The organism is Affinirhizobium capsici (assembly GCF_977018625.1).
The window spans coordinates 2,650,139-2,662,500 of sequence record NZ_CDRNXD010000004.1; the positions used below are offsets into that span (position 1 = coordinate 2,650,139).

The window sequence follows — 12,362 nt, forward strand, 5'->3', positions numbered from 1 at the left end:
CCGTTGGCAAATTTTTGACGGGTCTTTTTGCCCTGGAAACGCGGTACGGGAACCGTTAGCGCCCTCATTCATTATGTCATTTCAGATTGTTTCGGGCATCGCTTGGTTTCCATGAATAATGAAGAAGAGTCGAAGCTCAACGCTCGCAATGCTGGCAACAGATTGCTGGCGGAGCATTTATCAGAAGACCCCTTTGCCGCCGCATTTAAAGCGACACGCATGCCGATGATCATTACTGATCCGCGGCAGCCGGATAATCCTATCATTTTTTCCAACCGCGCCTTTTCGGAACTCACCGGATACACCCAGCAGGAACTGATCGGACGTAATTGCCGTCTGCTGCAGGGGCCGGATAGCGACAAAGCCGTTGTCGCGCAGCTGCGTGAAGCCATCAATGAAGAGCGCAGCCTTGAGGTCGATATTCTCAATTACCGCAAGGATGGTACAAAGTTCTGGAATGCACTCTTCATGAGCCCGGTGCGCAATAGCGATGGGGAAGTGGTGTATTTCTTTGCCTCCCAGCTTGATTTCACCCATGTGAAAGACAAGCAGATGGAACTCGCCGCTGCTCGCAGTTCCGCTGAGCGCGAAGTCGCACGTCGCACCAAGGATCTTCGCGATGCGCTGGATGCCAAAACGCTATTGGTGCACGAAGTGGATCACCGGGTTAAGAACAACCTCTTGACCATCGCATCCATCTTGAAGCTTCAAGCGCGCACCAGCGGCGATGAAACCGTCAGGCGTACCCTTCGCTCGGTTCTTGATCGCGTCGAGGCCCTCAGCACGGTGCAGCGCAAGCTTTTCACCACGTCTGATGTCGAGAGGTTCGATGTTTCCGAATTTGCCCGTGATCTTGTGACGGACATGATCGGCGCGCTGAGGCGCGATGACATCAGGATCACTTTCGATTTGTCGCCCGTTCTGGTCCCCGCGATCAAGGCTTCGCCGCTCGCGCTGATCATCAATGAACTGGTGGGCGATGCGCTGCGGCGAGGACTGAAAGATGGGGGCGGCAAACTCAACCTTTGCATCAAGCGCCTCAACGGCCACTTTCAGATCAGAACAGCCGATTCAATGATGCCTGTCGAAGTGGACCGGGCCGATGAAGAGTTCAGCCGAACGATTCTTGAGACCTGCGCGAGACAGGTGAATGCCAAGATCGAACGCAGCAAGCAGGGCGAAAACACCATTGTCGATATCCGCCTCCCAGTGGAAAGCGTAGAAGAGGGTTATCATACGTGAATATTCTGATCGTCGAAGACGAGGCGCTGCTTGCTCTTGAACTGGAGAGCGAACTGGAAGCCGCCGGACACACGATTGTTGGGCAGGCGATGTCCAGTGCGGAAGCAAAGGCGCTTGCAGACAAGTATAGGCCTGAGTTTGCCTTCGTGGATATTCATCTCCTCGACGGTCCAAGTGGAATCGACGTCGGTCGCTACTTGTCGTCTTCGGGTATTTCCTACGTTTTTGTGACGGGAAATCTGAAGCGCATCCCGGATGATTTTGCCGGCGCGATCGGTGCCATCGAAAAGCCCTATACGATGAACGGGCTTGAAAATGCGCTATCCTACATAGAACGCTTCATTCGAGGCGAGCGGCGAAACGTCATCCCACCCAGCCTCGTTCCTGCACCTTGGCTGGAGCAGCGCATGACCGGAACAGGTTGATCGCTATCTTCCGACCCCCCAATAATCGAAGCCGTGGCGAGTGACCTCCTCACCGGGGTAGACATTGCGAAGATCCACGAAGGTCGGCGTATTCATAAGGGGCTTCAGGCGGCGAAAGTCGAGCGCACGGAAGGCGTCCCATTCCGTCACGAGAACAATGGCGTCGGCCCCTTCCGCAATCTGGTAGGGGCTTTCACCGAAGGTTACCTCCTTCAGCATTGTCTTTGCCACGTCCATACCCTCAGGATCATAGGCATGAATGGAGGCACCATGATCCTGCAAAGCCTGGATGATGGAGAGCGACGGTGCATCGCGCATATCATCCGTATTGGGTTTGAAGGTGAGGCCCAGCAGGGCAATCTTTTTGTCACGCACGTTACCGCCACATGCAGATACCACCTTGCGGGCCATGGCACGTTTGCGAGAATCGTTTACCGCCACCGTTGTTTCGATCAGGCGCAAGGGGCTCTCATTGTCCTGGGCGGTCTTGACCAGCGCCATCGTATCTTTCGGGAAGCATGAACCGCCATAGCCAGGACCAGCGTGAAGGAATTTGTCTCCGATACGCTTATCCATGCCTATGCCCTTCGCCACCTTCTGCACATCGGCACCGACCTTTTCGCACAGATCTGCCATCTCGTTGATGAAGGTGATCTTCATTGCGAGAAAAGCATTTCCGGCATACTTGATCAGTTCAGAGGTGCGGCGATCGCAGAAGAACAGTGGCGCGGAATTGAGATAGAGCGGACGATAAACTTCCCGCATGACCTCCGTTGCGCGTTCATCCTCCGAGCCGATGACGATCCGATCCGGGCGCTTGAAGTCGGCAATGGCTGCGCCTTCGCGCAAAAATTCCGGATTTGAGACCACGGCGAAATCCGCATCAGGACGTTCGGTGCGAATAATGCGCTCCACCTCGTCGCCTGTGCCTACCGGGACGGTCGATTTCGTCACGACAACAGTAAAGCCTTTCATGGCGTGGGCAATTTCGCGTGCAGCGGAATGGACATAGGACAGATCTGCATGTCCATCGCCGCGGCGAGACGGCGTGCCGACCGCGATGAAAACGACATCGGCATCTTCCACTGCCTTGGCCAGATCCGTGGTGAACGAAAGCCGGCCCGCCTTGACGTTGGAGCGAACCATATCTTCCAGCCCCGGCTCATAAATGGGGATACTGCCGGATTTCAGGGCGGCAACCTTTTCTTCCACATTATCCACGCAAGTCACATGGTGACCGAAATCGGCGAAGCAAACTCCCGATACCAAACCCACGTAGCCGGCACCGATCATCGTAATACGCATGAATGTCTCTCGTTTGCTGCCCCGGCGGGATGACATGGGGCGATGGAAGTTCAATGGGGAGATATAGGGTCGCAGTTTAACTTTCAAATGTCAGTCAGCTACCATTGGTAAAGTCTCCTCGCGCAATGCCGTGGCGCTGAAGCTTGTCGTAAAAGGTCTTGCGGGGGATGCCGAGCGCCTCGACAGTGCGGCGTACGTCACCATCATGTTGCTGCAAGGCCTCGCGAATCAAGTCTGCCTCGATGCGAGCGAGCCGATCCGGCAGGCTTTGGTTCACGCTATCGGGAACCGTCACGGGAAGGGCCTGAGGTTGAGAAGGCTCGAGCCCAAGGGCCAGGCGCTCAGCGAAATGGTTGAGTTCTCGCACATTGCCCGGCCAGTCATGTTCTGCCAGATGGCGTGTGACGGTACCGTCCAGACGCGGCATATCGCGCCCGAAGCGCTTTGCCGCACGTTGGCAGAAATAGCGGAAAAGCAGTGGCACATCATCGCGCCTTTCCCGCAATGGCGGGATGAAGAGGCTTACCACATTCAGCCGATAATACAGATCCTCGCGGAACCCGCCGCGCTCGGAAGGATTGCCGAGATTGATCTTGGAAGCTGCAACCACGCGCAAATCGACAGGGCGCACTTCATTGGTGCCAAGCGGCATGACCTCGCGCATTTCCAGCACCCGCAGCATGTGCACCTGCGAGGAGGCGGGCATGCTTTCAATTTCATCCAGAAAAAGCGTTCCTTCACTGGAATGCTCTATACGGCCGACGCGCCGCTTTTGCGCGCCGGTGAAGGCACCCGCCTCATGGCCGAACAATTCGCTTTCCATGATCTGCTCCGGCAAGGCGCCGCAATTTAACGCAACAAACTCGCCCTTTGCCCGTCGGCTCCACCGATGCAGCAGGCTGGCGACCACTTCCTTGCCGGTGCCAGTCTCTCCGGTCAAAAGCACATCGACATCTGTATTGGCAATCTGACGGATGGTTTGTCGAAGGCGTTGCATGACAGGCGTTTGCCCCAGGAGCGGAAGATCGCCTTCATCGGCCGCTCTCTCCTCCCGAAGCGCCCTGTTTTCCAGCACAAGGTTGCGCTTCTCACCGGCACGGCGGACACATTGCACCAGTCTCTCAGCAGCATAAGGCTTGGCGATAAAATCATAGACTCCATTGCGAATGGCATCCACAGCCATGGGAATATCCCCGTGGCCGGTGACGAGGACGACCGGGATATCGACATCGACTGCCTTAATTCGTTCGAACAGTTCCAGCCCGTCCATGCCTGGCATTCGGATATCGGAAACGACGACACCACAAAAATCCGACTGGATCTGGCCTAAGGCTTCGCGAGCGGTCGCATGTGCGCTGACTGAGAACCCGGCGAGGTCCAGCGTCTGCGAAGTGGCCCGCAACAGGTCACGATCATCGTCCACGAGAAGAACTGGAATGCTGTCTGTCATGGCTGCACCTGCTTCAGCTCGATTGTAAAACATGTGCCAGTGTCCGAGGTATCGACGCTGATACGCCCGCCATAATCTGAAATAATGTCTTTCGCGATGACGAGCCCCAGGCCCAACCCCTTCTCCTTGGAGCTATTGAAGGGAGAAAAGAGATGCTCACGCACGGTTTGCGGGATGCCTGGTCCATTATCTTCAACTGTCAGGAAGACATGCTCATTCTTCATATGCGCGTTCACGCTGACGCGGCCATCCTCGCGGCCTTCAATCGCCTCCAGCGCGTTCTGGAACAGGTTGATGAGAACCTGCTCCAACCTAAGCTGGCTTGCCTGCACAATTATTGGAGCACCGGCAGGAAGATCAACCCGTAAGGCATCCAGCCTTCCGGCAAAACGGCTTCGCAGCAGCATAGTCGCGCCCGAAACTGCCTCTTGCAAATTGACAGGACCTGCAGCACTTCTTCCCCTCCGGGCCAGCGCCTTCAAGTCTTCGGTAATCATCCCGATCCGCTCTGTCAGGCCCGCGATTTCCCTCAGATTGTCGCGAGCAGCATCCGAGCGATCCCGGTCCAGATAAGTGGCGGCATTGTCCGCATAGGCACGAATGGTTGCGACCGGCTGGTTTATTTCATGGGCAACACCGGCTGCAACCTGGCCCAAGATCGCAAGGCGGTTAGCCTGCACCAGCTCCTGCTGCACGCCCTGGAGCCGGGCCTCCGTGGTGCGGTGATCTGAAATCTCGGTTTCCAGCCGATCCCGCGCATTCCGCAGATCAAGCGTGCGTTCCTCTACCCTGCGCTCCAGCTCGATGCGCGCTGATTGTTCACGCTCGATGCGGGCCAGCACCGCCTGCCTGCGCATCAGAACGAGAGCAGCAAGCGCAAGCAGGGGCAGAAGAATGGCAAGCGCTGCCAATTGCGCCTGACCAACGGCATTATCCAGTTGCGGCTCAGTCGGCAGCAGGTAATGCAGTTTCCATGGTGTGGATGGTACGGCCAAGGCCACTTCCACCATATGCGTCTGCCGCTCTCCCGGCAGCACGGCTTGGATGACCCGGGCATCGCTTTGAAACGGCTCCAGCTCCACCATTGGCAACGGAATAAGCGGGGCATTGCCAAATTGAAGGCTGGAACGAATTTGCTGGCTTAGGGCGGGCGCAAGTGTTGCGGTAGTCATAAAACGCCAGGACTCGACACTCGTAATCAGCACGACACCATCACGATCCGCAACGAATGTGGGCTTTAGCGTCTCGCGCCAATCGCGCTCCAGCTGATCGAATTCCGCTTTGACCACGATGACACCGAGAGGCGCATCCTTTGGTCCCACGCGTTCGGAAATGTAGAGACCGGGCCTCAGGCTGACGCTCCCCAGCGCAAAGTGCTCCGCCTTGCCCTCTGCCATGGCGCGGGAAAAATAGTCTCGGAAAGAATAATCACTGCCAACGAAGCTGGTCGGCTCGGCGGAGTTACTCGATGCAATGGTGATGCCGCGACGATCAATAAGGTAGAGTACCGAGGCGTTGGTGCCGGCTACAAGCTCCTGGAGCTTTCGGTTCAACGCATCCAGATGCGGCTTGGTCGGTTCTCTCAGCGCCTCCTCCACCTCCCGGTCGCGAGAGAGGATCATAGGTAGTGCCCTTGGTCTTTCCAGCACAGCGCGCAAAAGCGCAACTTTCAGTCCGGCATCGATGCGGCCTTGGCTGCGCAATTCCTGCATCGCAGCATCTGTCGCATAGCGATGCGCACCAATGAGGGTGACGCCGACCAGCGCAAAGGAGAGAAGCGTAAACATGGCCCAACGGCGCCTTGGTGCGGGCGCAGCCATCCAGTCCATCACGCCGTTCAAGCCTTTTTTCATGTCCGATTTTTCGCACAACAAGACCCACGCGACAAGTCAATCTGTGTGAATTTCCGCACACACAATTCACCCGGACGGGGAGTTCGGAATTATTATATTTTCATATCAGGTACTTATCCTAATAAATGAAGTTGGCACACAGCTTGCAATTCTACCTCATCATCGAAATGTCGTCTCCGGGAGAGCCGTTGGGTAGGGGACGCAAGGAGGATCAGGTATGGATTTAAATCTCGACGCTGCGACCCCTCGCGGCAAAATTCCGCTTTATCGCCAACTTTATGTTCAAGTGCTGGTCGCCATTGCGGCTGGCATCGCGCTTGGTCATTTTTATCCGGATATTGGCGCGTCCCTTAAACCTCTCGGCGATGCGTTCATACGCCTTGTCAAAATGATTATTGCACCAGTCATCTTTTTGACGGTTGCGACCGGCATTGCCGGGATGTCTGATTTGAAGAAAGTGGGTCGCGTTGCCGGTAAGGCAATGCTCTACTTCCTCGTCTTTTCCACGCTTGCGCTTGCTGTTGGCATGCTGGTTGCCAATGTGGTGCAACCGGGCAGTGGCATGCATATCGATCCGGCGTCTCTCGATGCCAAGGCAGTCGCCACCTATGCCACCAAGGCACACGAAAGTTCAGTCACCGGCTTCCTGATGAACATCATCCCGGAAACGATTGTTGGCGCTTTCGCCCAAGGTGATATTCTTCAGGTTCTGTTCTTCTCTGTTTTGTTCGGTATATCTCTGGCCATGGTGGGGGAGCGCGGAAAGCCGGTCACCGACTTTTTGCAGGCTGTAACGGCGCCCATCTTCAAGCTGGTTGCTATTCTGATGAAAGCGGCCCCCATCGGTGCCTTCGGTGCCATGGCATTCACCATCGGCAAATATGGAATCGGTTCGGTCGCCAATCTGGCCTTCCTGATTGCCACGTTCTACCTCACTTCCATCCTCTTCGTGGTGGTCGTGCTGGGTGCGGTCGCCCGGTACAATGGCTTCTCCATCTTCGCTCTCATTCGCTACATCAAGGAGGAACTTCTGCTGGTTCTCGGCACCTCTTCCTCTGAAGCGGCATTACCGGGACTGATGCAGAAAATGGAACGAGCAGGATGCAAGCGCTCCGTGGTGGGCCTCGTGATCCCGACCGGCTATTCCTTCAATCTCGACGGCACGAATATCTATATGACGCTGGCCGCGCTGTTCATCGCACAGGCAACAGATATTCAGCTATCGATCGCGGACCAGATCCTGCTTCTGCTCGTTGCGATGCTGAGTTCCAAGGGAGCGGCAGGGATTACAGGCGCTGGCTTCATTACGCTTGCGGCGACCCTTTCGGTTGTTCCATCGGTTCCCGTTGCAGGCATGGCGCTCATTCTAGGCATTGATCGCTTCATGTCTGAATGCCGGGCGCTCACCAACTTCGTGGGCAATGCTGTTGCGACCATTGTGGTAGCCCGTTGGGAAAATGAGCTGGATGCTGCAAAGCTGAACGAAGCTCTTGCTGGCCGATTGCCAGAACCAACAGCCTCTGGATTGCAGGCTGCTGAATAGGAATTCCTCCCAAGGAAGAAGATCGGCCTGCCATCAAAGCTATTCGATCTTACCAGAAGGCCCGCCGGTCGCTCGGCGGGCCTTCTGCTCGAATCCTTCAAGTTTATTCAAGCTCAGGGACCGTTGACCAGCGCCAGAATGAGCTGATGAACATTGCCACCATCGGCCAGTTCCACCCGGTCGAACTCCACATTGCGCGCCCGCTCTGCCCGTGACAGCTCGCCGAGCCGCTCCGTCAATATCTCGCGGATACGCTTGCATTGGGGATCATTCTCGACCCTGAGGCCCAGGCTGTAATCCTGGATCTGCTGAACGAGCTCCTTCACGAAGCCGCCATGTACGCGCTCGTGCTTTTCTACGCCAGCGATAAAGCGAGCCCAGCTTTGCTTGACGTCCACAGGCAGGGGCGTTGAGGGTTTGGGGAGTGTATAGGTGATGATAACACGCGGCTTTGCAACCGTAATGGCGCAAGCCGAACCCTGCGGCTCATATTTGCGCGTCCAGGTCAGCTTGAAACTGGTATGCGCGATTGCCTGCACCCCGGCATTTGGCCCTTCACTGCCAATAGATCGATAAAGATCAATCCCGGTCTTTCCCTTGATTGAGTAAGTCTTGATCTGCTCAATCGGCTGCCAGTCGGCAGAATGGGCATTCTGAGCAAGGCTTGATGCAGCGATAACGCCTGCAACAAGGGGAAGGCACTTCATTATCAGTCGCAATATCCGGTTCTCCTGCGCCGCCCGATGGCGACGCACATTATCTCAAACTGCTTCGATAGGAAGCCCGTCAACCAATGGTCATCAAGCTGGCGTTGCCACCGGCAGCCGCCGTGTTGATGGATGTTGACACCTCCTCCAGAAGCCAGTTCAGGCAATAGCTATCCACCCTGTCCATCTCCGTAGATTTCGCGGCTTGCGTCAAAACCAACGGGCCCGGCAGATCTGCAACTCGCATTTGAAGCGCTCTGATTTCCTCGTCCTCACCTTCCAGCAAGGCACCGGCAGCGGGTCCAATTGTGTTCCAGGCTTTCACCTTCTGAACGCGCGTGCGAACACTCTCGGGCAATTGGTCCAGAAGAGCTTCTAACGGTGCTCGAAATACATCGACCACGGCGATGTTGCCCGTGGCAAGAATGCTGGCCAATTGCAGGATGAGACCGTTTTCACTGGCCGGAACAGCGAGAATTCTCCCGCGCGGATGCAGCGCGTACAGGTTGGTTTCACCGACTGGTCCCGGCAATTGCAATTCCAAACCGAGCGCCGACTGGCTGCCAATTGCGCGGGCTAGCTCTGCCTGCTCAGGGCGCTTTCCGTCATCCAGCCAACGCGCCAAAGCGCTCAACGCCGGATCGAGATGCACGGAACTGAGTTGTGGTGGCTCCGGCGGTGTCTGCACCAGCCTACCCAGATAAAGCGGACCGCCAGCTTTTGGACCCGTGCCAGACAGACCCCGCCCGCCAAAAGGCTGAACGCCCACAACGGCCCCGATGATATTGCGGTTTACATAGCGATTGCCTGTCTTGATCCGGCTAAGGACATAAGCAATGGTCTCATCAAGCCGCGTATGCAGACCAAAGGTTAGGCCATAACCTGTGGCATTGATATCCTCAATCAACCGGTCGAGATCTTCCCTCCGATAGCGGATGACATGAAGAACCGGACCAAAGATTTCCCGCTGCAAATCCTTGATGGAGTTCAGCTCGATGATGGTGGGCGCGACGAAAGTGCCTTGATCCGCGCTTGGCGGAAGTGCTGCTTGGTGGATTGTTCGGCCAAGAATACGCATGCGCTCAATATGCGCATTGATGTTTTGTTGAGCCTCATGCGTGATCACAGGGCCGATATCGATTGAAAGCTTGTCTGTTCGTCCAATCGATAATTCGGCGAGAGCGCCCTTCAGCATGGTCAGCACACGCTCTGCGACATCCTCCTGCAGGCAGAGAATACGCAGCGCCGAACAACGCTGGCCCGCGCTATCGAAGGCGGAGGCTATGACATCACCGACAACTTGCTCAGCAAGTGCTGACGAATCGACAATCATAGCGTTCTGGCCGCCAGTTTCCGCAATCAAGGGAATTGGCCTGCCCGTTTCAGACAGTCGGTCCGCCAATTGCTTCTGGATAATGCGGGCCACCTCTGTGGAGCCCGTGAACATAACCGCCGCCACGTCTGGCGCCGAAACCAGCGCACCTCCAATTCCACCATCGCCGAGAACCAACTGGACCGCATCACGCGGCACGCCGGCCTCGTGCAGAAGCTTGATCGCCTCATAGGCAATCAGGGGCGTTTCTTCCGCTGGCTTTGCAAGAACCGAATTGCCCGCGACAAGAGCGGCGGACACCTGCCCAAGGAATATCGCCAGAGGGAAGTTCCAGGGGCTGATGCACACCACCGCACCCAAAGGTCTATGCAAAACACCTAGCGTACGCCGTGCCTGCTCTGCATAGTAGCGGAGGAAATCAACGGCTTCCCGGACCTCAGCAATAGCGTTGGGCAGAGACTTCCCAGCCTCCCGTATAATGAGGCCCAAAAGTTCTGGCATCTTTTCTTCCAGCAGATCGGCAGCCTTTTCCAGAATGCCAGCGCGATCCTGAGCTGTCGTTTGCTGCCAGACTTCGCTAGCTTTGGCTGCTGAAACTGCGCGCGCAGCATCCGCTTCCGCAGCATTCACCACAGTTCCGACCTGGTCTCTGTGATCGGCGGGATTAAGAACAGGTTGCGGCTTGGCTGCGGTATGTCCGAATGCAAGCAGGGAAGTTGCTTCGACCGGCTTTTCAGCTTCTCGCTGGAAGACTTCAGAAAGATGGGACAGGGTATTCTCATTCGACAGGTCAAGACCCGCAGAATTGCGCCTGCCCTTGCCGAACAAATCCTGAGGCAGTGCAATCTTCTCGTGCTTTGCACCCGGCTTTGCTTGCGCCCGAACAACATCAGCCGGATCGGTGATCAGATCGTCAATGCTCACATTCTCATCGCCAATACGGTTGACGAAGGAGGAGTTGGCTCCATTTTCCAGCAGCCGGCGGACGAGATAGGCCAACAACGTTTCATGCGTACCGACAGGCGCATAAATGCGGCAGGGACGGTTAAGTTTGGCAGGGCCGACAACTTCCTCATATAGCGGCTCGCCCATGCCATGCAGGCACTGAAACTCATAGGACCCAATGGTAAATTCAGGGCCTGCCATCTGATAGATCGTCGCAAGCGTCTGAGCATTATGTGTTGCAAATTGTGGGAAGATGACCTCGCGAGCGGCCAGCAGCTTTCTGGCACAGGCGATGTAGGACACATCCGTATGCACCTTGCGGGTATAGACAGGAAAATCCTCAAGTCCCTCAAGCTGTGCACGCTTGATCTCAGCATCCCAATAAGCACCCTTCACCAACCGCACCATGATACGATGGCCTGAACGCTGGGCGAGATCGATAATGTAGTCCAGCACGAAGGGGCATCGCTTGCCGTAAGCCTGAACGACGAAGCCAATGCCGTTCCAGCCGGATAGCTCTCGATCCAGACACAGCGCTTCCAACAGGTCCAGAGAAAGCTCCAGACGATCCGCCTCCTCTGCGTCGATATTCAACCCGATATCATAACCCTTGGCGAGGTGGCAGAGCGCTTTGACCCGTGGCAGAAGCTCTTGCATGACCCGGCCTGCCTGAGCACGCGTGTAACGGGGATGAAGAGCCGAGAGCTTGATGGATATACCGGGACCTGCATAAACACCGCGCCCGGCTGCCGCACGACCGATGGCGTGAATGGCATTTTCATAGTCACGGAAATAACGCTCCGCATCGGCACGGGTGGTCGCCGCCTCACCCAACATATCGTAGGAATAGCCGAAGCCTTTGGCCTCCATCTCCCGCGCACGGCTCAGCGCCTCTGCAATTGTTTCGCCGGTGACAAATTGTTCACCCATCATCCGCATGGCCATATCAACGCCACGGCGAATAACCGGCTCCCCGCACCGTGCAATCAGCCTAGTCAGCGCCGATGCGAGGCTACGGTCATTCACAGTTGAGGTCAATTTCCCAGTGACGACCAGGCCCCACGTGGCCGCGTTGACGAAAAGCGAGCGCCCCCCACCCACGTGCGATTTCCAATCTCCGTGCGATATCTTATCGCGAATTAGCGCATCTCGCGTCGCCATATCCGGAATACGCAACAGCGCTTCCGCAAGGCACATCAGGGCGACTCCCTCCTGACTGGACAGAGAATATTCGTGAACAAGCCCTTCTACACCTGAGCCTCGCGCCTTGCCCCGCAGCGTTGCAACAAGGCGACGTGCGACTGCTTTAACTTCCACCTTTTGACTCTCTGGCAGCGATGCAGCGGGCAAAAGATCAAGTACGCAATCCACTTCTGGCCTGCGATAGGCAGAAGTAATCGCTTGCCGGATCTCTGAGGGATCGCGAATGGGTGGGGCAAACTCGAAAAATGGCGGCTTTGGCGCGGATGAATGGAGTGGAGTGGAGAAAGATTGCGCAGTCATGACGGAAAGCCTCACGCGAGTGAATTTTCCACACTATAAATGAAAGAACGCAGAGC

8 protein-coding genes are annotated in these 12,362 nt (G+C 56.2%); 3 read left to right on the plus strand and 5 right to left on the minus strand.

All coding sequences use genetic code 11. The features are described from left to right. The first annotated feature begins 111 nt into the window (after nt 1-111). Nucleotides 112-1,242 carry a histidine kinase dimerization/phosphoacceptor domain -containing protein gene (locus AC0JZ1_RS16135; RefSeq protein ID WP_471883336.1) on the plus strand — a complete coding sequence of 377 codons (1,131 nt, stop codon included), beginning with the start codon at nt 112-114 and terminating at the stop codon, nt 1,240-1,242. Further along, nucleotides 1,239-1,667 carry a response regulator gene (locus AC0JZ1_RS16140; protein ID WP_471883337.1) on the plus strand — a complete coding sequence of 143 codons (429 nt, stop codon included), beginning with the start codon at nt 1,239-1,241 and terminating at the stop codon, nt 1,665-1,667. The genes AC0JZ1_RS16135 and AC0JZ1_RS16140 overlap by 4 nt, the downstream gene beginning before the upstream one ends. A gap of 3 nt (nt 1,668-1,670) precedes the next feature. Here the strand turns inward: AC0JZ1_RS16140 and AC0JZ1_RS16145 are convergent, their stop codons facing one another. The 3 genes from AC0JZ1_RS16145 to AC0JZ1_RS16155 form a co-directional block, all read right to left on the minus strand. Further along, nucleotides 1,671-2,972 carry a UDP-glucose dehydrogenase family protein gene (locus AC0JZ1_RS16145; RefSeq protein ID WP_471883338.1) on the minus strand — a complete coding sequence of 434 codons (1,302 nt, stop codon included), beginning with the start codon at nt 2,970-2,972 and terminating at the stop codon, nt 1,671-1,673. Nucleotides 2,973-3,066: 94 nt separating this feature from the next. Further along, nucleotides 3,067-4,422 carry a sigma-54-dependent transcriptional regulator gene (locus AC0JZ1_RS16150; RefSeq protein WP_471883483.1) on the minus strand — a complete coding sequence of 452 codons (1,356 nt, stop codon included), beginning with the start codon at nt 4,420-4,422 and terminating at the stop codon, nt 3,067-3,069. Beyond that, nucleotides 4,419-6,275, minus strand: coding sequence for a sensor histidine kinase (locus AC0JZ1_RS16155; protein ID WP_471883339.1), 1,857 nt, complete (start codon nt 6,273-6,275; stop codon nt 4,419-4,421). The genes AC0JZ1_RS16150 and AC0JZ1_RS16155 overlap by 4 nt, the downstream gene beginning before the upstream one ends. Before the next feature lie 217 nt (nt 6,276-6,492). On the opposite strand from AC0JZ1_RS16155, the gene AC0JZ1_RS16160 reads away from it, so the two are divergent. Continuing rightward, nucleotides 6,493-7,818, plus strand: coding sequence for a dicarboxylate/amino acid:cation symporter (locus AC0JZ1_RS16160; RefSeq protein ID WP_471883340.1), 1,326 nt, complete (start codon nt 6,493-6,495; stop codon nt 7,816-7,818). A 113-nt stretch (nt 7,819-7,931) separates the two neighbouring features. On the opposite strand, the gene AC0JZ1_RS16165 is transcribed toward AC0JZ1_RS16160, so the two are convergent. Both AC0JZ1_RS16165 and putA read right to left on the minus strand, forming a co-directional pair. Next, nucleotides 7,932-8,525 carry a DUF922 domain-containing Zn-dependent protease gene (locus AC0JZ1_RS16165; RefSeq protein WP_471883341.1) on the minus strand — a complete coding sequence of 198 codons (594 nt, stop codon included), beginning with the start codon at nt 8,523-8,525 and terminating at the stop codon, nt 7,932-7,934. 79 nt (nt 8,526-8,604) lie between these two features. Then, a complete protein-coding gene (gene putA / locus AC0JZ1_RS16170) occupies nt 8,605-12,306 on the minus strand; it encodes a trifunctional transcriptional regulator/proline dehydrogenase/L-glutamate gamma-semialdehyde dehydrogenase (RefSeq protein WP_471883342.1) in 3,702 nt (1,233 codons plus the stop codon). Between the last annotated feature and the right edge of the window lie 56 nt (nt 12,307-12,362).